This window comes from Nocardia sp. NPDC088792, assembly GCF_044750615.1.
Taxonomy (GTDB): Bacteria; Actinomycetota; Actinomycetes; order Mycobacteriales; family Mycobacteriaceae; genus Nocardia.
The window spans coordinates 1,428,064-1,448,740 of sequence record NZ_JBIVKC010000003.1; the positions used below are offsets into that span (position 1 = coordinate 1,428,064).

Consider the following 20,677-nt stretch of genomic DNA (forward strand, 5'->3'; position numbering starts at 1 on the left):
CCATTCACCTCGTGGGCTGTTCGGCGGGGTGTCGTCGCCGTTGAATCCATCGCCGGATTTCATCGGCGCCCCAGACGATGAAGGGGAAGGGTAGTACCAGGATCAGTTGGCTGGGTGTCGGTGCGGCGGTGCCGAATATCGGGTGCAGGAACGGCAGGTAGGTCAGTGCGGCGACGAGGACCAGCTCGACGGCGATAGCGCCGAGCAGCAACGGGTTCGTGGTCAGGCCGATCGTGCGGAGCGAGGCACGGTCTGTGCGGGCGGCGAATGCGGTGCCGATCTGACACGCCACGATGCCCAGCCAGGCGATGGTGGTGGCCTGCTGGTAGAGGTGGTGCAGGGGTGCACCGTCCGCGGTGGCGGCATGGAGGTGCCAGCCGCCGTTGTGCAGTGTGAGGAAGAATCCGGTCAGCACCAGGGCGGCGGAGATGACGCCGAGGAATCCCCATGCTCGTGCCAGCAGCGAAAGCTGGATGACGCCTTCGGTTTTCGGCCGGGGCGGCCGTGACATGGCGCCAGGTTCGGCGGGTTCGCGGCTCAGTGCGAGCGCGGGCAGGGTATCGGTGATGAGGTCGATGGCCAGTAGTTGCATCACGGTCATGGGCAGTGGGATCGCACCGCCGGAGAGCGCGAACAGCACGAACGGCGCGACCTCGGGGACCGCGTGGGTGAAGATGTAGAGGATGAATTTGCGCACGTTGTCGTAGACGCGCCGGCCCTCTTCGACGGCATCGATGATGGTGGCGAAGTTGTCGTCGGTGAGGACCATGGTGGCGGCTTGGCGGGCGACCTCGGTGCCGGAGCGGCCCATCGCGACACCGATGTCGGCGGCCCGCAGCGCAGGGGCGTCGTTGACGCCGTCGCCGGTCATGGCCACGACTTCGCCGAGACTGCGCAGCGCCGACGCGATGCGCAGTTTCGCTTCCGGCGACGAGCGCGCGAACACGATCTCCGGCGGCGATGTCAGGATGTCGTCGAGTTGCGGGTCGGTCATCGCATCGAGGCGGTCGCCGGTGATGGTGCGGCTGCCGGCCGGGCCGGTGCCGATACCGACCTGGCGCGCGACTTCGGTTGCGGTGTCACCGTTGTCGCCGGTGACGACGAGGACCCGGATACCTGCGCGGTGGGCGCGTTCGATGGCGTCCTTCGCTTGCGGGCGCGGCGGATCGAGCATGGCGATCAGGCCCAGCAGGCACAGATCCCGTTCCACCGCTTGACGATCGGTCGGGACCGGCCGACCACGGGTGAGCGGGCGTCGGGCCACCGCGAGCAGCCGGAGTCCGCGGCGGCCGTAGTTCTCGACCGCGCGGGTGACCGCCGCCCGGTCTTCGGCAGTGATGAGGCGATCCTGATCGACGCCGGTCGCCACCCGGGTGCACAGCGCGAGAACAGCTTCCGGGGCGCCCTTGGTGTCGACCCACAGGCCCGGCGTATCGGGGTCGGTGTCGATGGTGCTCATCAGCCGTAGACGCGGGTCGAACCGGAACAGGGCCGTGCGACCGGCACCGGCCGCGGGGCGCGCGGCCGAGTCGCGGGCGTCGGCAAGCTTGATCAAGGCGATTTCGGTCGGATCCCCGCTCACAGCGGTCGATGACACGGTAGCGGTGCAGCACCGTGCCGCCGTGGCGCTCAGCAGCCCGGCCAAGGGATCGGCTGCGCCGGCGGTGATCTCGGGCCAGGTGAGTTCCCCGCCGTCCGCGCAAGTAGCGGCGCCTGCGAGGGTCCATACATCGGTGACCTGCATGCGATTCTGAGTCAGTGTGCCGGTCTTGTCCGTGCAGATCACGGTGGTCGATCCCAGGGTCTCGACCGCGGAAAGACGTTTGACCACCGCGCCACGCCGCGCGAGGTTCTGGACTCCGACGGCCAGTGCCAGGGTGATGGTCGGCAACAGCCCTTCCGGCACATTGGCTACCAGCATTCCGATGGCGAAGCTGATCGCGGCCGTGATCGAGAGTCCGGCGGCCGCTCCGAGCGGCAGGAACGCGGCCGCGACCGCAATGGACACCAGCGCAATGAGTTTCGCGACCTTGCGGACCTGGATCTCCAGGGGGCTGCTGTCGCCGCCGACGCGCTCGGACAGGGCGGCGATGCGGCCGATCTCGGTGTGCATGCCGGTGGCGGTGACCAGCGCGCGGGCCTCCCCCGAGAGGCAGGCGCTGCCGCTGAAGAGCATGTTTTCGGCTTGCAGCAAGGCAACGGCCGGATCGCCCGGCCCGGTGGTGCGGTCGACCGGTTGCGATTCGCCGGTCAGCGTGGACAGGTCGACCTCGACGGCTCCGGCGATCAGACGGGCGTCGGCACTGATCCGGTCACCCTCCTCGATCAGCAGGATGTCGCCGGGAACGAGATCGGCGGCCGGAATGTCCAGCGCTGCACCGTCGCGCAACACTCTTGCCTGTGTGGGCAGGTACGCGGCGAGCGCTTCCACCGCATGCTCGGCATGCAGTTCCTGGAAGAACGCGAAAACAGCGTTGAGCAGGATGACCGCGACGATCGCGGCCGCCAGCACCAGGCTCCCGCTGACGGCCGCCAGCACGACGGCCGCGACCAGCAGCAGGGCCAGCGGCTGGGTGAACTGGGCCAGAAGTTCATGCGGCCATTGGCGTTTGCTGCGGCGGGTGAGCTTGTTGGGGCCGTAGACGACGAGCCGGTCCGCGGCGTCACGGCCACTGAGTCCGGCCGCGGAACTGCGGAGGTCGCGGAACAGCAGTTGCGGAGTTTCGGCATTGGCTTCGCCGGAAAGCCCGTCAGGGGTGGTCGACGGCACGAGACTCGCACCGTTGCCGGATTCTGTGGCAACACTGGCGGGCCGCACGCCGGTCATGGTCGCGTCGATTGACGAAGTTCGTGGTCAGCGCTGTCGAGGATCGTCATGGCGTGATCGACAAATAGAGGAGAGGCAAAGCGCTGATCCTTCCGAGGGCCGAAATATCGGTGCCGCCGGGTCTCGAGCAACGACTACGAGACTATCAGCTGCTCAAGCATGGGTCTACAGCGTAGTTCTCTGCTGTATGTTAACAGTGATGTCTCGACAATGATGCTCAGGGCATTCGAGCGTGAATTCCCATCATCAGCAGATAGTGAGCCGAGTGGATCACTGAGGAGTACGAACCCGGGCAAGCGATTTCGCCCATCATCCAGCGCGCGGGCCGGGCTGTGAAAGTTGTTCGAGCCGAGGACGATACGCGATGGCGTCGCGGCAACCCGGCATGTCGCTCGAGACGTAGGCCTACGGTGTTGAAACGCTGTTCGCAGGGGTGTGTACTGAACTCACCAAGCCGTGGCGCCCGGCGGTGGCGCACTCTCCACGGAGAAAGCCCTCCAGCGCACCGGAAACGAGACTGCAGGCGATGAACGGTGACAGGATACGAACCGGTGCCGAACCCGCGCCGGACGACGCACAGGCCGATGACGATGTGAGGGCTTCGCGGGCGCAGCAGAGTGTCGACGGCGACTCCGGCATCGATCCACGCTGGGCGGTCCGGGAAGATCCAGCGCGGCACCGCGTTTCCGATGCGTCGGTGTTCACGGTCGGCTCCGGCGGGTTCGCGACCCGCGGCACGCCCGAGGAGCTCGATGGCGACACCGCGGGTGTGTTGGTGGCGGGCGCGTATACCGGCACCGGGCCCGAGCAGCAACTGCTGGAGGGGCCGGTGTGGACCCGGGTCGATATCGATCCGCCGCCCGCGACCGCGCGGTGGTGCCTGAATCTGGCCGACGGTGTGCTCTCGCGGGCGGAAACGCTGGGCGAGCGAGATTTTCACAGTCTGCGGTTCGCTTGCGCCGACCGCCCGGGTGTCTTCGCAATGCGGGTGCGGGCGCGTGATTCCCGGCTGCTGCCAGGGCCTCCGCTGCGGGCACCCGCAGCCGATCCGGACGCGCGGGTGAGTGACGCCCCGATGGCGTCATTCGGTCCCGGTGTCGAAACCCGCTGCCTACGTGTGGTTTCCGCTATCGGCACGGTGACTGCCGCCGCAGCCCAGCGCTTCGTGGACGGGCGGCTGGATCGGGTGGCGGTATACACGGTCGGCTCGGCCGGGCAGGCGATGCGCGAACTTCGGCGGGCGTGGACGCGGGGTGTCGACGGGCTGCTGGCGGAGCAGCGCGCAACATGGGCGCGCCGCTGGGATGACGCCGGCATCGACCTGCCCGATGACCCGGCAACGGAACTCGCGGTGCGTTTCGCGCTGTTCCAGCTGTGGTGCAATGCCGGTGGGCACGGCGAGTCGGCGGTGGGCGCCCGCGGCGTCTCCGGTTCCGGCTATCGCGGCCACGTGTTCTGGGATTCCGACGTTTTCGTGCTGCCCGCGATGGTGAGCCTCGATCCGGCAGCGGCCGCCGCGATGGTGACCTATCGGCGGAAACGCCTGTCCGCCGCGCACACCAGGGCTGCCGCCGACGGCCGCGCCGGCGCGCGGTTCCCCTGGGAGTCCGCCGCCGACGGCACCGATGTCACCCCGCGCAGCGGGTTCCTCGGTGGCACCGCCGTTCCCATCCTGACCGGCACCATGGAGGAACACATCACCGCCGATATCGCCTGGGCGGCAGACCATTACGCGGAATGGACCGGTGCCGGTGCCGCACGGGAGTTACTCACCGATACCGCCCGCTACTGGGCGTCGCGGGTGCGGGTGGATACGACGGGACACGGACATATCGAGGGCGTGATCGGTCCCGACGAATACCACGAATCGGTGGACGACAATGCCTTCACCAATGTGATGGCCCGCTGGAACCTGCGCCGCGCGGCGCGGCTCACGCCCGAAACAGCCTCGGAGGAAACCGAATTCGCTGCATGGCGCGACCTTGCCGAGCGGATCGTGGACCAACTGCGGCCCGACGGCCGCTATGAGCAGTTCACCGGGTATTTCGACCTGGAGTCGCTGACCGCCGACTCGGTCGCCCCTCCGCCGATGGCCGCCGATGTGCTGCTCGGTCAGGCCCGCGTCGCCGGCTCGCAATTGATCAAACAGCCCGATGTGCTGATGCTGCACCACATGATTCCCGAGGAGGTCGCGCCGGGCTCGCTCGCAGTGAACCTGGACTTCTACGGCCCGCGCACCACGCACGGCTCCTCGTTGTCGCAGGCGCCCATCGCGGCACTCCTGGCCCGCGCCGGGCGGGCCGAGGAGGCCCTGGACATGCTGGAGCCCGCACTGCGATTGGATCTCGATGATCGCACCGCGACCTCCGCCGGAGGGCTGCACATGGCCACCCTCGGCGGGGCGTGGCAGGCAATGCTGTTCGGGTTCGGCGGCATACGGGTGCGAGGTGGCGTGCTGTCGGTGCGCCCGCTGCTCCCCCGCCGCTGGCGACGGTTGAGCCTGCGCTTTCACTGCCTCGGAAGAAAAATCCGGCTCGATCTCACGACCGGCGGCGTCGCGATGCACACCGACGGACCGATTCCGGTGTCTGTCGGCACCCATGCCACGGTCGTCGTTTCCGGCGAATCCTGGTGGCCCACAATGGGGAAGGAGTAGAAATGCCCCATATTTATCTGATCCACCCGACGGAAGAGTCACGGGCGGTGGCCCGAGCTCTTGCCGATATCACCGAGGCGTCGGTGCGCGCGGAGCCGGCGAACCGATCCGATGACGAATATCTGCGCGCCCTCACCGAGCCGGATGTGCTGCTCGGCGTCATCGCCCTCGAGGGTGCGGGATTGCGGATCGCGCAGCGTGCGCAGAAGCCGCTCGTACTGGTGCCCGAACAGGCCTGCCCGAGTGGCGCGATCAAGCGGGTCCTGGTGCCGCTGGACGGTACCGACGAGTCGGCGCACGCGGTCGCGGAAACAGTGCAGCTGTTCCGTGCCGCGGGGACGGAAATCGTTGTGCTGCACGTCTTCGACAGCTCGACGGTACCCGCGTACTGGGATCAGGCCGCGCACGCCCGTGCGGCCTGGGAGGACGAATTCCTGGCCCGCTACTGCACGCCACATCTGCCGGGCCCGGCGCCCACCCTGACCCTGCGCAGCGGCGCACCCGGCGAAAGCGTCGTCGAGGTGGCGGACGACCAGATGGATCTGGTCATCCTCGGCTGGTCACAGCGGCCGGAGCCCGGACGAGCACAAACGGTGCGAAAGATCGTCGAGGAGACCTCGGTCCCCGTCATGCTGATCCCGACATCCATTGTCACGTAACTGATCAACGCGTCGAGCGGCGCACCCGTCGGCGTAGTTGCCAGATGCGCAGCGATCCGGTTGTCGCGGTCAGCAATACGCCCGCGACAGCGGCGATCAGCATTGCGACCGCCAGCGACAGGTGCCCGCTCATGCCGAGGTAGGAGACCTTCACCGACTGGGTGTTCTGCAAGAGGAAGATCACCAGCAAAACCAGGACAAGACCGAAGACGACGATCCCGATCCACGTATTTCCGGTGCGGGTGGCCCGCAGCGGATTGCGATCGACGGGGACCTGCGCCAGATCCTCATCAGGGATCGGCGGTCCAGGTGTGAGCGGTGCCGAACTCGCGTCGGGCGAATCGGTCATGACGTGCCTCCTCCGGTGACTATGAGAGGCCCCGCTTTTCACGCTACTCCGGCCTGGGTCGAGGAGTGACCCAGCCATCACCGCGCAGCGAAGTCTTGTAGACCTACAGTGTAGACATGCACCGTGGAACTGCTCTAGGCTGACTTCATCACGCTCTACAGGAGCTGCCGTGATCGTCATCATCGGATCGATCGTCTCGAGCGCCGTCGGCGGATCTGCCGGCCGACCTCCCGCGGTGACGTCGCGGTGTGTCCCCCGCGCCAACGATGAGCGGCGGGCCCCTCACTCACCGCTCTCAGGAGTCGGCTATGCAACCCACCAACATCATCGATAACCCGACCCTGCACAAGGATGAACTGCAGTTGATCGACGCCTACTGGCGGGCAGCGAACTATCTGTCGGTCGGGCAGATCTATCTCTACGACAATCCGCTGCTGAAACGGCCACTGACACTGGCGGATGTGAAGCCGCTGGTGGTCGGGCATTGGGGTACGACGCCGGGCCAGAACTTCATTTACGCGCATTTGAACCGCGCCATCAAGAAATACGACCTGGATATGTTCTATGTCGCCGGTCCCGGCCACGGTGGACCAGCACTGGTCGCCAACACCTACCTCGAAGGCACCTACAGCGAGATCTACCCGGACGTGAGCCGCGACGAGGCCGGGTTGAAGAAGCTGTTCACCCAATTCTCTTTTCCCGGAGGCATTTCCAGTCATGTCGCCCCCACGACCCCGGGGTCGATTCACGAAGGCGGAGAGCTGGGCTACTCGCTCAGTCACGCCTTCGGCGCCGCGTTCGACAATCCCGATCTGATCGTGGCCTGCGTCATCGGGGATGGTGAAGCGGAGACCGGCCCCTTGGCCACCGCATGGCAGTCGACCAAATTCCTCGACCCGATCGGCGACGGGGCCGTGCTGCCGATCCTGCACCTCAACGGCTACAAGATCAGCAACCCGACCGTGCTCGCCCGTATCGAGCACGAGGAGCTCGACCAGTTCCTGCGCGGCTGCGGGTGGGCGCCGCAGTACGTCGAGGGCCACGACCCGCACCACATGCACGAACTGATGGCCATCGTCGTAGACCGTGTCATCGACCGGATCCACCGGATCCAGACCGATGCCCGCACGACCGGTGACGCGACCCGACAACCATGGCCGATGATCGTGCTGCGCTCCCCGAAAGGGTGGACCGGGCCGAAGATCGTCGACGGCCTCCGGATCGAGGGGACGTTCCGCTCCCATCAGGTACCGCTGCTCGTCGATGCCGAACACCCCCAGCACGTGGCGGAACTCGAAAGCTGGATGCGCAGTTACAAACCCGGCGAACTGTTCGACGACAACGGGCGCCTGCTGCCCGACCTGGCCGCACTCGCACCACAGGGCCCGCGACGAATGGGCGCCAACCCGCACGCCAATGGCGGAGTGCTGCTGCGTGATCTGCGGATGCCCGACTTCCGCGCCTACGCGTTGGCGGTCGCGTCGCCCGGCGCGACGCAGGCAGAGGACACCCGGGTATTGAGCGGCTTCCTGCGCGACGTGGTCGCCCTCAATGACGAGCATCGCATCTTCCGTATCTTCGGCCCCGACGAAACCCTGTCGAACATGCTCGGCGCGGTCTTCGAGGTCACCGACCGCCAGTGGGATGCCCGCATCGTCGACGGCGACGAATCACTGGCTCCCGCAGGGCGAGTGCTGGATTCGATGCTCAGCGAGCACCAGAGCGAAGGCTGGCTGGAAGGCTATCTACTCACCGGACGGCACGGACTGTTCAACTGCTACGAGGCGTTCATCCACATCGTCGACTCGATGTTCAACCAGCACGCCAAATGGCTCAAGGTCACCGCGACCCTGCCGTGGCGCTACGACATCGCCTCGCTGAACTATCTTCTCGCCTCCCATGTCTGGCAACAGGACCACAACGGCTTCACCCACCAGGACCCCGGCTTTCTGGATCACGTCGTCAACAAGAAGGCCGACATCGTGCGCGTCTATCTGCCGCCGGACGCCAATTGCCTACTCTCCGTGGCCGATCACTGCCTGCGCAGCCGCCACTACGTCAACGTGATCGTGGCCGGCAAGCGCGCGATGCCGCAGTGGCTGACCATGGACGAGGCAGTCGTGCATTGCACCGAGGGCATCGGGATCTGGCAGTGGGCAGGCAACGACCGCGGCGCCGAACCGGACGTGGTGCTGGCCTGCTGCGGCGACACCCCCACCCTGGAAGTGCTGGCAGCGGTATCGATCCTGCGAGAAAACCTGCCCCAGTTGAAGATCCGGGTAGTCAATGTCGTGGACCTGATGCGCCTGCAATCGGCGAGCGAGCACCCACACGGCCTCGATGACCGTGACTACGACGCCCTGTTCACCACCGACAAACACATCATCTTCGCTTTCCACGGCTATCCGACCCTGATCCACCGCCTCACCTACCGCCGCACCAACCGCAATCTGCACGTGCGCGGCTACAACGAAGAAGGCACCATCACCACCCCCTTCGACATGCGCGTACAGAACAAACTCGACCGCTTCCACCTCGTCACCGACGTCCTCGACCGCCTCCCCCAACTCGGCGCCACCGGCGACTACCTCCGCCAGACAATGGCCGACAAACTCGTCGAACACCGCCGCTACATCTGCACCCACGGCCAGGACCTCCCCGAAATCCGCAACTGGACCTGGACCCCCGCACCATAACGGCACAGCTACAGGACGTTTTGCTGTGATGTCGCAGGCGGCCCCGCAGGCTCGAACCGCTCCTCGGCCATTTCCGCTCCAGTTGGCGTACACAGGCGGGCCGCTCCGCATAGTGTCGTGGCGACAGGTTGTTCGGATCCTTCCGCTGAACGGAGTCGCCCGTGCCCGCGCTCGATCTGCAATTCGCTGCTCGAAATCTTCCTGCCGGCACCAACGGCTATCTCGACATCTATCTCACTCGCGCCGACACCCGAGCGCCGCTCACCAAGACCACGATCATCGCAAACAACAGCAATCCGGACTGGCCAGGTACCTACCGATTCTGGGTCAACAGCGGCGAACAGATCCGACTTGATGCCGAAGTCCAAAACGACCGCGGATCGCAGCAGCCGGCCACATTGCTCGGGACCGTCACCTTCGACCTCGCGTCGCTGCTCGACGATCCGTCCCAGCACTGCAAGCTCGACCCCAATCCCAACGGAAATGCCGTCGTCATCGTCCGGAGCGTCAGCTCACGATGACGCGCATTCGCACACGAACCTGCCAGCGCCGCAATAACACTCGGATCCGCCATCGCTGAGACCAGTTATGTAGTCACGGCGGCGGCGGATATCTCGATCAGCCATTCGGGACGGCCGAGGCCGGCGACACCGATGAGGGCACCGGGTTTGATCGGGTTGATGCCCAGCGCGACTGCTGCGGCTCGGATGCCTTCGGCCAGAGCCGGGTATTTGGATTCGTCCCAGTTGGGAACATAGAACGTCAGATTCACAACGTCGTCGAAGGTGGCTTCGGCCGCGGCGAGCGCGATCGCCACGTTGCCGAGCGCGCGTTCGGTTTGAGCGCTGAGGTCTCCTGGGCCGACGATCGTGCCGTCGGGGTCGTGGGCGGCCTGCCCGGCGATATGGATCAGTCGCGCACCTGTCGCCACTGAGACGTGGGCGTAGCCCTTCGGGGTGGGCAGCCCCGGTGGGTTGATCGTGGTCACTGGCATCGAAGCCTCCGTTGGAGCGTCAGGCCGTGGTCTGTGGGTGGCAGATCCGGCTTCACCAGGTCTTGCCGCCCGGCTCCCGGATCGTGTGATTGATCCGGTTGAAGAAATTGGTGATCGCGATGTTCAGGGTGATCGAAAAGATCTGCTTCTCGTCGAAGTGGGCGGCAGCAGCATCCCAAATCTCGTCGGTCACGCCCGGCGAACCGTCCTGGATCCGGGTGGCGGCCTCGGTCAGCGCGAGCGCTGCCCGCTCCGCCTCGGTGAACAACGGGGTCTCGCGCCAGGCAACCACGCTGTGCAGCCGCTCCTCGGTCTCGCCCTGTCTCTTCGCCGACTGGACGCCACTGAACACACACGGGCTGCAGCCGTTGATCTGGCTGGCCCGCAGATGAACCAGCTCGAGCACGAGCGGGTCGACGCCCCCGGCGTGAATCGCCTTCTGGAGATGCTCGATCCCGGTGATCAAGTCCAGACTCGCCACGCTTTTCATCCGTGCTTCCACGGGTTCCACCGTCGACTCGCTGTGTTCCCTTTTGGTCTGTGTATGACTCATACATATAAACTAGGACCATGTCTCGAACCCCGTCAAGCCACCAGCACGCCGCCAACGTCCTGGGCGCTTTGAGCCTCGCAGTCGCCGACCGGATGAACACCGCCGTCGAAGCGATCGCGACGCTCGGCCCGTCGGCCCCGGCCGCCCTCGCCGCCATGCACGAGTTCCTCGACGGCGCATCGGTAACGCAGCTGAGCTCGGTGCTCGGCCTGACCCACTCGGGCACCGTCCGCCTCGTCGACCGTCTCGTCGCCGAAGGCCTCGCCGAGCGCGTCAAAGCACAGGACGGGCGGGCCGTCTCTCTGGTCTTGACCCGGGATGGCCGGGGCACGGCTGAACGGATACTTCGAGCGCGCGAGAAGTCATTGGCGAGCGCACTGTCCGCGTTGCCCCCGGACGAGATCGACAACCTTGCGGCAGCGCTGGACACGATGCTCACCACGGTGACCCGGACCAGAGCCGAGGAACGCTCCGCCCGCACCACCGACCGCCCACAACCTTGGTTGTGCCGCCTCTGCGACTTCACCGCATGCGGCCGCAACGAGGGCAACTGCCCCGTCAATAACACGATCACAACCGGCACAAGCAGTTGACACAACGCTGCGACTCGGCCCAGAGCGGACAGTCGATGTCATCAAATCGACTGTGGCACACTACTTCCACATCCTCCATGAAGCAGGACCAACCCCAATGGAAGGCGCCGCATCGGCAATATGGCGCGCTGCCGGCAGCCGGAAGTCTTGGGCCCGTTGATCTTCGAGGCCGGCGGTGCCGACCGTGCGGTCGCTTCGATGCGCTTCACGACGCTGCCATTCCTCCAGCGCGGGGGTGACAGCAATGTGCATGGCGCGCAAGATATTCGCTGCCGATTTGCTCTGCGAGGTTCCAATACCCCCGCCGGCGTGGGGGCGGAATCGGATTTTCCTGCGTGGCCGGGCACAAGCGGCGACACGGACGGACCTGCGCCACGCGCAGCAGGGTTCGCTGCATGAACCACACTGGCCCATAGTCTTTCGCTATGACACTCGAGGCGGGTCGGTTACTGGTCACTCGGCGACTGCGAATCCAGGACAGCGATGTCCACGTCACTATCGGCGTACCGCGCCGGAATGGCCCAACCGGCGAGGAACACTACTGCTGCGATATCGTCCTGGACGGTTTGGAGCGCGGCGGCCTCGTTCGCCTGCAGGCGATCTCGCCCCACGTGGGACAGGCGTTGGAGATCGCGCTGTCGGCAGTCACCGACCGGCTCGGAGTCGGGGTAGGAGAGTTCCTCGCACACGCCCAACTGGGATAGCCGGGCGCGGGCGCGCGGCCCGGAATCTGGCCGGCGCGCCCGTGGATCGGGGCGTGAGACAGCGAAGCGAGTTCACTTGCCGAGAAGGAGTTGGTCGTACGCCCCGCTGAGATAGTTGGCAACGCTCGGCCCTCCACGGCCGATGTCAGTAATTTCGAGGCGAAGATCGTCCGAGGTGTGGTGATAGCAAATCGTCGCGCCGGTGGCCATGTCCAGATCTCTCTGCACCAGCGGCAACCCACCCGCAACGAGCCGATCCGATTCGTTGGGCACGTCATCGGACCACAGTCCGATGTGGTGCAGACCTGGTGTGTCCCAGATGGTGTCGGGAACTTGTTCCAGCAGTTCCAGGTAGGCCGGGCCCTGCTTGGAGTAGACGAGCCGCGGTGAAACAGTTTTGACGACCTCACCGTCGGCGAGTATCTGTGTAGGCGCATTGAACGGCGTATGCCATTCCACCCCAAGGTTTTCGCTCATCTCGAGCATGGCGCGCTCGAGGTCGGCGACGACGATGCCGATGTGGTAAGCCGGGAGAAGGGTAGCCATTTCATACTTCCTTCCAGGTGATGTAGCCGAACATGCGGTTTCAGTGCGGGATTGGTTCCGCCAGCCGGTCCCACGCGGCCATCGCGCAGTCGATTGCCAGCTCGAGGGCAACAGTGCCGACGCCGTCGCGGGCCTGGATCGCCATACCGAGCACAACGGTCATGTAGTAGCCGGCCAGGGCTGCGGTGTCGACCGTTTCCGGCAGCTCTCCCCCGAGGCGAGCCCGGTCCAATCGCGCGCCGATCCCGGCTTGCATCTGTCTGCGCACGTCGGTGAGAAAGGTGCGCACCGGGTCGTTCTTCGCCGAGGTGGTCATCGCAGACAGTGTCACCAGGCAACCGCTCGGAGTCTCTGGGTCGGTGAACACCTCTGCGCTCAGGCGCAGCCAGCGCTCGACAGCGCTACGAGCACACGGTTCCGCGGCGAAACTCTCGGCCGCCGACCTCATGACGGTCCGGGAATACAGCTGCACCGATTCGCGGAACAACTCCTCCTTGCTGCCGAAAGCGGCATACAGGCTCGCCACCCGAATACCCATCAGCGCAGCAAGATCGGCAATCGAGGTGCCCTCGTAGCCATGAGTCCAGAACAATTCCATCGCGCCACGTAAGGCAGCCTCGCGATCGAAGCTGCGCGGTCGTCCTCGTTCGGCCATCCCGCCTCATTTCTTGAACGAACACTCAACATATACTTCGGCCACGCGCATGTCCAGACCTTCGCAAACTCTCAGCTATGAGATAGCTACCGGCCATCCGAAGCGCGGTGGCCGGTTGACCCTGAAACCTCGCGCCGAGGAACCCATGCCCCGAAGGCACGCGGCGGCCTAGGTGGTCGCCGAGGCTGGGATGATCTCGGGCCGTTGATCTTCCGAGCTGCCGCATTGGCCGCTTCGGTCAGCGCGGTCCGCGGCTGGTTCCAGACCTTTCAGCGGGCGATATCCGACGCCAAACAGTACGCTTGTCCTGCAATGGATATCAGGAGGGGAACCGTGATTCATCACGTCCACGCGAAGTACTCGTGGAATGGGAGCTGGAAACCGAGCTGCTCGGGACCTCGCTGCGCCAAGCGGCAGCCGATCCTCGCCACGGGGAGGCACGAGCGATTCTGCGCAAGTGCGTGAACCAGTCCCCCGCCTTTCAGGCGATCTACGAACGAGGAAATCCAGATGTGCAGCGCCCCTACTCCTACCAACTGCTACGCGACCTGGAAACAGGCGAGATCATGCGAGTGGATTGCAGTGTCTGGGTTGCCTTCACCAACGGCGAGCCGGTCCACTTCTACATCGGCAGGCCGTTGAATCGAACAGCCCAGATCTGAAACCCGTTGGAACGCATGCCAACTGCATGCCCTCGAGCGCTAAGAGCCAAGGCTCGGAAGGTTTTCAGGTGTTGTCGGGAGTACGGCGTAGCTCCACCGAGCATGAGCGGTGCTCTGCTATCAGCAGGATTTGGTCGCTGGTCAGGGCTCGGTCGAAGACGGCGATGCCACCGTTCGCGCCCGCGAAGTGGGTTGCCGGGACCATCGCAATTGCACAGCCCCGACCGTGAACTCCGCAGGCGTGTCGTTGAGGCCAGGTGACGCCGGTACCGTCGAAGGTGAACGCGGGGAAAGTCGTCCCCTAACCACCTTCGAGGTTCGGGGGATGGATCAGCGTTCCCAGAGACGACCGGCTAGGAAGCTGTCCCACTCACCAGCCGCGAAGAACAACTCTGGCCCGTCAGGGTTCTTGGAATCACGGACACCGACGCGGTCATTGTCCTGGTAAACCTCGACACACTGGTTCGACGTCTCACTTCTGCTCGACTTGTACCACTTGCGGACAGGCGGATTGGTCACGCCGCGTACTCCTTCGCCATCCTGAACACCATGCTTCGGGTGTCATCTTCACTCAACGCTACCGCTTGAAGGGCGGCGATCGCCCCGCGATACCGCTCGATCACATCCGCCCGATCGTGATAGAGCGCCCCGATTGCACCTTCGAGATATACCACCGGGGGCTCGCTCAGCCGGTTCCCCAGACTCGCGAACTCGAGCAGGGTGAACGACTGCATCACCAGCCCACGGTGCGGGCCCACACCGAACGGGACGACACGGATGCTGATGTTGTCGCGCTCGCCCACCTCAGCCAGCCAGCGCATTTGCTGAGCCATCACCGCCGGATCGGCCGGCTGATGACGCAAGACGGCTTCCGAGAGAAGAACTTCCATCCGGAAGCCCGTCTCATCGAGGCGTTCCTGACGCCGCGCGGTCAGCTCGATCCGGCGTTCGGTATCGACAATCGACAGATCAGGCGCATCCAATCGGGCTACCGCGCGACGGTAGTCAGCTGTCTGCAACAGCCCATGCACCAACACCAATTGATGCGTCGTCATATGGTCGGCCGCAGACTCCAGGCGCAGATAGTGCGGGAAATGAGAGGCGTACTGGTCCGCATACGGCTGCCAGAATCCCTTCGAATTCCCTTGCAGCTTATCGGCTTTCGCCTGCTCTCTCACTTCCTCCCACAGATTGAGCGCCTCCGCACGACTGCGCTCATCAGCTTCATAAAAATCAAGCAGGCACTTGAGCTGCATCGTGGTGATCTTGGTCAGCATGCCGTCTTCCAACCGCACGATGGTCATACGAGAAGTCTCGGCTTGTAGTCCGGCCGCCAGCGCCGTCTTTCCAGCACCCTCCCGCATTCCGCGCAAGAAGTTCCCGAATGCTCTGCGAGATACCGTCGATCCGGCCATCTTAGTAAACCTCACTATCTATGAGTTGCTCATGGCGTGCGACCTCATGGCGAGCATGCACACAGCGAGCAGGTGCAAAGTGTGCACGCTCATCGTGTGCACCCATCATATTTCGTGAGTAGCGCACAGTGAGCGCACACTTTGGCGATTTTGGGTGTCTACTGGCAGATGGAACCGAGCGGCGCCATCACGCGAGCAGCTGCCGGGGATTTCAAACCAAGATCAGAACCAGCATTCAAGGAGATGCCGTAATGCCTTTGGACGCATGGACATTTGCCCCCATTGCCATGGCCTGCCTACTCCTCGTGGCCGGTATCCATTGGTGCGTAGGTAGTGACCGCTCCGCGACTCCACCGACTGGGTGCGATCGATTTCTCGTGGTCGGTGACGTCGAGCTGGACCGGGTTCCGCTCCATAACAGACACCGTTCACGCGGTAGACACCGCGCAAGTTGACAGCATGTATTCCGCTGTCTCGCACTACAGGATCGCATTGACGCGACCGTTGACGTCGCTGGAGGTCCGATTGCTTCTGGCTCGGCACGCAGGCTGCACCGCCGGCCATGGCCACACGAGCCACGATTGCAGCGCCCGTTCCCAACTGCTCGAGATCCGCGATGCCAACGGATGGACGTGGCCCGTATGCACCACCGTCCCACCGCCTACGGCCTCCTTGAACACCATTGCCCACCGTTGGGACTGTTTCCCATTCACCCTGCTGCCGCCACAGGAGACGACCATGACCCACCCCTATATCGCCCCGGGAGATATTCCGAAACGCTATCCCGAGGATTCGATCCGCCAGCATCCGGCCTGGCACGCGAAACCGCCCATGCATGCCGTGTTCTCGGACCGGGACATCGACTCCCTCCTCGAAGCCCATGACAACGACGCCTGCCAAGCGGCCGGCTGCGAGCTGCGACTCTATCTATTGAGCCTGCGCGGACAGCGTGAGAGAAAGTAACTCGTCCATGAATCGGCTGCCCTCGTGGGCCAAAATAGATGCGCTAGTCCGCTTTTGGGCAAGCAGGCACGGCGAAATCAAGTGCCGCATCGATCGCGTCAGCGACAGGGGGATCGTCCTGTCGAACGGCGAGCGCTTTGCGCTCACGCATCTCCACCGTGGAAGGAACGACGACACAACCTATTTCGAGAAGTACGACGTGCGCAACCGCATCCGGAAGACTGCTCACCGGGCATGACAGGATGCGTGCCGCTGGTGAGGTGCGCTGCATGACGCTGGCGCTCGAATCCGGACGACTTCACCTGACCAGAGATGTGGTCCGCGGTGATACAGCCCTGGGCAGCAATGAGCTCGGCGGCCGAGGTGTACCGCGCACGACAGGAGAGCACCCGCTCAGGCGCTGCGATCAGGCGGAGGCTCGCCCTGGTGATGACGCCACGCCGCCCCATCCCGGCGCGCAACGAATCGAAAAGCTGGTAACGGCGAGTCGGCGAGCATGTGACGACTTCCCCGGCGGGCGTCACCGCTTCGAGCTCGATTACGTTCGCCGCCTGAGTTCCGTGAATATGCGACGCACCGCCGATGCCGGCGGCCGAGAGCGTCCCGCCAACGGTCAGATCGAGGTAGTCGATCAGTACCGGCGGCATACGCCCGAACGGCAGTGTCGCGCTCAACACCTCCCGCCAGGTCGCCCCCGCATCCACGACGACGCAATCCTCACTGATCTGGTGCACTGTCGCCATTCCGCGCATGTCCAGAGCAACGCCATCGGTCAAAGACTCACCACGAGACGAGTGCCCGCAGCCGCGCGCGACCACATCCGCAAACGGACGGGTCCGAGCGTCTTGAACGACGGTAGCGATCTCCGCAGCAGAGCTTGGGCGAACGACCAATCCTGGCGTACAGCAAGCGACTCCGCCGAAATCACGCATCGCGCCACGAACGCCCGCATCCGCCATAGCCAGACTGTCGGACCGGCGCCGAGGTAGCTCGCTACCTGCTTGCTATCCCTGCACAGGACGTTGGGCAAATACGTAGAGGTGGATCTCGGGATCAGCTGGGTCGATCGCCGGGATGTAGGAGACAACCTTCGTTTCGAGGACGACGAAGCCGGCTTGCTCGACCACTCGATGAAGATCCTCACGGTGGTAACCACTGACCCGAACATCGGTGTCCAGAAACTTCACCGGCGCGTCGTCCAGATCCGCTTCAACCATACTGAGCAACAGATATCCACCCGGCTCGATCGCCCCACGGAGCACCGATAGTGCCCGCGATATGTCGGATCGGGACAGCATCAGCAATGAGAAGAACGCGACCGCACCATCGAACCCTGATTCGGCGAAATCCAAGACATCGCAGTTATGGAAAACAGCCTCGGGCACCGCAGCGCAGGCAGCCGAGACCATCGCAGGCGAGATATCGATACCTACAACCTGCATCCCGGTGTCCACCAACTGGCGAGCAGTAGGGACTCCGCTTCCACAACCGACGTCCAGCACCCGCGCACCGGCGCCGACGCGCTCGGCGAGCCACGCAACAGCCCGAACCTGCTCGGGCCGATCCGAGTACGCCGTCTCATAGCGCTGCACAAGTTCATCGAAGACAACCGCTTGCGAGGGCCTCTGCGCCCCACGACTCGGTGCACGACTAGCACTCGATGATGGATCTGGCAGACGATCAACCATTCGTAACCCACACCCCTTGTTCCGACGGACCCCGAGAGTACCGCTGAGCCCACCTCACGGCGGCCAAATGGCCACGGCTTCGAGATTCCGCGCCCCGCTAGCTGATTGGTGGATGATTTCGTCAGTTGCGGTCAGTGACAGGAGGATTCGGGCGGCGAGCTTTTGCTGGTCAGTCAGGACGCGATTCGAGACCCTCAGGTCAGCCCAGTGCCGGCAGCTAGTATCTCGGTGCGTTGGTCGGCAGCCGTGATCAGGTCGTCGAGGCGGTGCAGGGCGTTGGTCATGGTGGCGATGTTGCCGGCGAGGCGGCCGCGCTCGGCGAGTAGTTCGTCGCGTTGGGTGGGGGTGGTGCGGCCGGTGTCGATGCAAGGCAACAGCTTTGCGATGGTGCGGCTGCCGAGTCCGGCCGCGTAGAACAGCTGGAAGATACGTACCCGCTCGACCGCTTCCTCGGTGTAGACGCGCTGACCGGAGGCGGTGCGCTCGGGGATGAGTAGTTCCTGTTCCTCGTAGTACCGCAGGGCGCGCACGCTGACACCCGCGCGGTAGGCGAGTTCTCCGATTCGCATGAGATGTGCCGTCTTTCACGCTCGATCGGCTTGCCTCTCACGCCGACGTTAGGTTTTAGCGTAGCGGTCATGGAACTCGAGAACTCGATCGCACTGGTGACCGGCGCCAATCGCGGCATCGGCCGACGCTTCGTCACCGAATTGCAGAGCCGGGGTGCAGCGAAGATCTACGCGGCAGCCCGCAATCCGGAGGATGTGGATCTGCCCGGGGTGGTACCGATCCGGTTGGATGTCACCGACGATGCGTCCGTCACGGCTGCCGCGGCAGCGGCGGGTGACGTGACGCTGTTGATCAACAACGCCGGTATGTCGACGTACGCGAAACTAGTGGACGGCGCGATGCCCGATATCCGGCAGGAGATGGAGACCAACTACTTCGGTACCTTGCGCATGGTCCGCGCCTTCGCCCCGGTGCTGGCCGCGAACGGCGGTGGCGCGGTGCTCAATGTGCTGTCGGTGATGGCCTGGATGGCCTACGAACATTCCAACAGCTATTCCGCCTCCAAGGCTGCGGCCTGGGCGCTGACAAACGGCATCCGCGTCGAACTCGCCGATCAGGGCACCCAGGTCACCGGATTGGCCATGGCCAGCGTCGATACCGACATGATGGCCGGTATCGACGTCGACAAGACCGACCCGGCCCTGATCGCGCGCCGCGCACTCGACGGTGTGCGAGCAGGCGCCTTCGAGGTGCTGGCCGATGCGCAGACTGTGGCCTGGAAGGCGCGCCTCGGCGAGGATCCGGCGCTGCTCTATCCGCAACTCGTCCGCCGAGAAAGCGCTCGAGTTCCACGGTGACGAAGTGCGGTTTCTCCTCGACTTGCCAGTGTCACCAACTGCGGCGGTTCAGCCCTTGCCGGACGGGTGGAAGGAGGCTTCTATCTGTGCGGTGTCTTCGGTGCCGCGGTAGTAGACGATCTTTTCTCCGCGGAAGGTGAACCGGTGATGGACATCCATCACCACCGAAACGCCGGTGGCGCGGTTGCGCCCGCGGAAGTGCACTACGGTGAGCACATCGGAGTCCGCGACCGCGTACAAGGCGGGTGTGAAGTCCTGTACCTCCATCGTCGATCCGAGTTGCTGGACGAACGATGCGACCGCTTCCTTGCCGTGACGCTTGCCGTACCACGGCGCCACCGTAGACGTGGTCTCGGTTGCCCAGTCGATGTCCTCGCCCAACGTGTCGAGGAGGCCGGGCACGTCACCGTGAACAAAAGCCGCGTAAAGGGAATTGACTGTCTTGATGTTGGACTCCGCACTCACAATGCACCTCTTTCTGAAAAATGATCTGCGACGCGGCGTGACATCACGCCACGGATGAACGAAACGAGTAGGGCGATCACGCTGCGGCTTCCGCTGTCTCACAGAGCTTTTCGAGCCACAGAGTCAGCGATTGAGTGAGTCCGGCGCGCTGGTTCTCCAGGTCGGCCCGAACCGGCACGCCATCCCATGACATCTCGGTATTCACCAGGGTGGCGGCACCATCGGTCTCGAAGGTCCACAGATGTATGCCGGTGATCCCGTGTGCAGATCCGCCCCAGAGAATTCGGCGCGGAGCTTCGACGTCATAGATCGTCGAGTCGACGGCCAGCCTGGAGGTACTCCAATGGAAGGTCGAGCCGGGTGCCAGCGGTTCAGCCATCCGAGATTCGACGATGTCAGGGCGCCAGGTGTTCCAGCCGTCGATGTCGGTGAGCAAGGCCCAAACCCGCTCGATCGGCGCGGAAACCCGGGTGCCCAGCCGGATGACGACCGCGGCGTCGGTGTCGGCGTGATCAGGGTAAGTCATGTCAATTCTCCTCAGGCAAGGCCGAAATAACAGAAACAGGAGTCGCAAGGCCGACAGCGGACACACAGTGTCAGAAGAAAGCGGGATTCGGAATTCTCATATTGTCCGAGCGTCTGACATTCACGGTAATTCGGCCGCGACCCAACAGTCAATGGATTACAGCTGGTCCGAACGTCGCAATAATTGAATGACTGAATCGAATGGACTGCTATATCGAGACGGAGCATCGGGACCACAGCCGCACACCGGCCGGATCGGGGCCGGACACGCCGGCGGCAGGAGTGGCTTGATCTACCGGCACAGATGCGAGCGGTGCGATCGCCGGGAGCGCCGGCACTGAGCGAAGGTTCCCTACCGTT

The 20,677-nt window shown here is 64.4% G+C and carries 23 protein-coding genes; 9 read left to right on the forward strand and 14 right to left on the reverse strand.

Going from position 1 to position 20,677, the window contains the following annotated elements; genetic code table 11:
- Positions 1-4: 4 nt before the first annotated feature.
- Complete coding sequence (locus tag ACIP5Y_RS24685) at positions 5-2,827, reverse strand: cation-translocating P-type ATPase (RefSeq protein WP_400353133.1); 2,823 nt, start codon at positions 2,825-2,827, stop codon at positions 5-7.
- A 526-nt stretch (positions 2,828-3,353) separates the two neighbouring features.
- On the opposite strand from ACIP5Y_RS24685, the gene ACIP5Y_RS24690 reads away from it, so the two are divergent.
- Together ACIP5Y_RS24690 and ACIP5Y_RS24695 are read left to right on the forward strand one after the other, a co-directional pair.
- Positions 3,354-5,483 carry a glycosyl hydrolase family 65 protein gene (locus ACIP5Y_RS24690; RefSeq protein ID WP_400353135.1) on the forward strand — a complete coding sequence of 710 codons (2,130 nt, stop codon included), beginning with the start codon at positions 3,354-3,356 and terminating at the stop codon, positions 5,481-5,483.
- A gap of 2 nt (positions 5,484-5,485) precedes the next feature.
- Complete coding sequence (locus ACIP5Y_RS24695; RefSeq protein ID WP_400353137.1) at positions 5,486-6,142, forward strand: universal stress protein; 657 nt, start codon at positions 5,486-5,488, stop codon at positions 6,140-6,142.
- 4 nt (positions 6,143-6,146) lie between these two features.
- On the opposite strand, the gene ACIP5Y_RS24700 is transcribed toward ACIP5Y_RS24695, so the two are convergent.
- Positions 6,147-6,491: a lipopolysaccharide assembly LapA domain-containing protein gene (locus ACIP5Y_RS24700; RefSeq protein WP_400353139.1), complete on the reverse strand. Its 345-nt coding sequence runs from the start codon at positions 6,489-6,491 to the stop codon at positions 6,147-6,149.
- A 308-nt stretch (positions 6,492-6,799) separates the two neighbouring features.
- Here ACIP5Y_RS24700 and ACIP5Y_RS24705 point away from each other — a divergent pair, with 308 nt between their 5' ends.
- A complete protein-coding gene (locus ACIP5Y_RS24705; RefSeq protein ID WP_400353141.1) occupies positions 6,800-9,187 on the forward strand; it encodes a phosphoketolase in 2,388 nt (795 codons plus the stop codon).
- 161 nt (positions 9,188-9,348) lie between these two features.
- On the forward strand, positions 9,349-9,708 hold the full coding sequence (locus tag ACIP5Y_RS24710) for a hypothetical protein (protein ID WP_400353143.1): 360 nt from the start codon (positions 9,349-9,351) through the stop codon (positions 9,706-9,708).
- A 65-nt stretch (positions 9,709-9,773) separates the two neighbouring features.
- On the opposite strand, the gene ACIP5Y_RS24715 is transcribed toward ACIP5Y_RS24710, so the two are convergent.
- Positions 9,774-10,181 (reverse strand): RidA family protein, encoded by a 408-nt coding sequence (locus ACIP5Y_RS24715; RefSeq protein WP_400353145.1) that lies wholly within the window; start codon positions 10,179-10,181, stop codon positions 9,774-9,776.
- A gap of 52 nt (positions 10,182-10,233) precedes the next feature.
- A complete protein-coding gene (locus ACIP5Y_RS24720; protein ID WP_400353147.1) occupies positions 10,234-10,683 on the reverse strand; it encodes a carboxymuconolactone decarboxylase family protein in 450 nt (149 codons plus the stop codon).
- Between the two features lie 68 nt (positions 10,684-10,751).
- On the opposite strand from ACIP5Y_RS24720, the gene ACIP5Y_RS24725 reads away from it, so the two are divergent.
- Positions 10,752-11,327, forward strand: coding sequence for a MarR family winged helix-turn-helix transcriptional regulator (locus ACIP5Y_RS24725; protein WP_400353148.1), 576 nt, complete (start codon positions 10,752-10,754; stop codon positions 11,325-11,327).
- Between the two features lie 60 nt (positions 11,328-11,387).
- Here the strand turns inward: ACIP5Y_RS24725 and ACIP5Y_RS24730 are convergent, their stop codons facing one another.
- A complete protein-coding gene (locus ACIP5Y_RS24730; RefSeq protein ID WP_400353150.1) occupies positions 11,388-11,579 on the reverse strand; it encodes a hypothetical protein in 192 nt (63 codons plus the stop codon).
- 173 nt (positions 11,580-11,752) lie between these two features.
- On the opposite strand from ACIP5Y_RS24730, the gene ACIP5Y_RS24735 reads away from it, so the two are divergent.
- Positions 11,753-12,031 carry a hypothetical protein gene (locus ACIP5Y_RS24735; protein ID WP_400353151.1) on the forward strand — a complete coding sequence of 93 codons (279 nt, stop codon included), beginning with the start codon at positions 11,753-11,755 and terminating at the stop codon, positions 12,029-12,031.
- A gap of 72 nt (positions 12,032-12,103) precedes the next feature.
- Here the strand turns inward: ACIP5Y_RS24735 and ACIP5Y_RS24740 are convergent, their stop codons facing one another.
- Together ACIP5Y_RS24740 and ACIP5Y_RS24745 are read right to left on the reverse strand one after the other, a co-directional pair.
- Entirely contained in the window at positions 12,104-12,577 is a 474-nt protein-coding gene (locus tag ACIP5Y_RS24740) for a VOC family protein (protein ID WP_400353152.1), read from the reverse strand.
- Positions 12,578-12,617: 40 nt separating this feature from the next.
- A complete protein-coding gene (locus ACIP5Y_RS24745; protein WP_400353154.1) occupies positions 12,618-13,232 on the reverse strand; it encodes a TetR/AcrR family transcriptional regulator in 615 nt (204 codons plus the stop codon).
- A gap of 362 nt (positions 13,233-13,594) precedes the next feature.
- Here ACIP5Y_RS24745 and ACIP5Y_RS24750 point away from each other — a divergent pair, with 362 nt between their 5' ends.
- Positions 13,595-13,894 carry a hypothetical protein gene (locus ACIP5Y_RS24750; protein ID WP_400353156.1) on the forward strand — a complete coding sequence of 100 codons (300 nt, stop codon included), beginning with the start codon at positions 13,595-13,597 and terminating at the stop codon, positions 13,892-13,894.
- A 330-nt stretch (positions 13,895-14,224) separates the two neighbouring features.
- Here ACIP5Y_RS24750 and ACIP5Y_RS24755 read toward each other — a convergent pair whose 3' ends face one another.
- Together ACIP5Y_RS24755 and ACIP5Y_RS24760 are read right to left on the reverse strand one after the other, a co-directional pair.
- Positions 14,225-14,413 (reverse strand): DUF397 domain-containing protein, encoded by a 189-nt coding sequence (locus ACIP5Y_RS24755; RefSeq protein ID WP_400353158.1) that lies wholly within the window; start codon positions 14,411-14,413, stop codon positions 14,225-14,227.
- Positions 14,410-15,198: a DUF5753 domain-containing protein gene (locus ACIP5Y_RS24760; RefSeq protein WP_400353160.1), complete on the reverse strand. Its 789-nt coding sequence runs from the start codon at positions 15,196-15,198 to the stop codon at positions 14,410-14,412. The genes ACIP5Y_RS24755 and ACIP5Y_RS24760 overlap by 4 nt, the downstream gene beginning before the upstream one ends.
- Before the next feature lie 849 nt (positions 15,199-16,047).
- Between ACIP5Y_RS24760 and ACIP5Y_RS24765 the strand changes: the two genes are divergently transcribed.
- The gene (locus ACIP5Y_RS24765) at positions 16,048-16,272 is read left to right on the forward strand and encodes a hypothetical protein (RefSeq protein WP_400353161.1); all 225 of its coding nucleotides are present in this window, start codon (positions 16,048-16,050) and stop codon (positions 16,270-16,272) included.
- Between the two features lie 143 nt (positions 16,273-16,415).
- Here the strand turns inward: ACIP5Y_RS24765 and ACIP5Y_RS24770 are convergent, their stop codons facing one another.
- The 3 genes from ACIP5Y_RS24770 to ACIP5Y_RS24780 form a co-directional block, all read right to left on the reverse strand.
- Positions 16,416-17,231 (reverse strand): FAD-binding protein, encoded by an 816-nt coding sequence (locus tag ACIP5Y_RS24770; protein WP_400353163.1) that lies wholly within the window; start codon positions 17,229-17,231, stop codon positions 16,416-16,418.
- 45 nt (positions 17,232-17,276) lie between these two features.
- On the reverse strand, positions 17,277-17,864 hold the full coding sequence (locus ACIP5Y_RS24775; protein ID WP_400353165.1) for a class I SAM-dependent methyltransferase: 588 nt from the start codon (positions 17,862-17,864) through the stop codon (positions 17,277-17,279).
- Between the two features lie 290 nt (positions 17,865-18,154).
- Positions 18,155-18,529, reverse strand: a complete 375-nt coding sequence (locus ACIP5Y_RS24780; protein ID WP_400353166.1) for a MerR family transcriptional regulator — start codon at positions 18,527-18,529, stop codon at positions 18,155-18,157.
- Positions 18,530-18,598: 69 nt separating this feature from the next.
- Between ACIP5Y_RS24780 and ACIP5Y_RS24785 the strand changes: the two genes are divergently transcribed.
- Entirely contained in the window at positions 18,599-19,327 is a 729-nt protein-coding gene (locus ACIP5Y_RS24785) for an SDR family oxidoreductase (protein WP_400353168.1), read from the forward strand.
- A gap of 48 nt (positions 19,328-19,375) precedes the next feature.
- Here ACIP5Y_RS24785 and ACIP5Y_RS24790 read toward each other — a convergent pair whose 3' ends face one another.
- Both ACIP5Y_RS24790 and ACIP5Y_RS24795 read right to left on the reverse strand, forming a co-directional pair.
- A complete protein-coding gene (locus tag ACIP5Y_RS24790; protein WP_400353169.1) occupies positions 19,376-19,792 on the reverse strand; it encodes a nuclear transport factor 2 family protein in 417 nt (138 codons plus the stop codon).
- A gap of 76 nt (positions 19,793-19,868) precedes the next feature.
- On the reverse strand, positions 19,869-20,318 hold the full coding sequence (locus ACIP5Y_RS24795) for an SRPBCC family protein (RefSeq protein ID WP_400353171.1): 450 nt from the start codon (positions 20,316-20,318) through the stop codon (positions 19,869-19,871).
- Between the last annotated feature and the right edge of the window lie 359 nt (positions 20,319-20,677).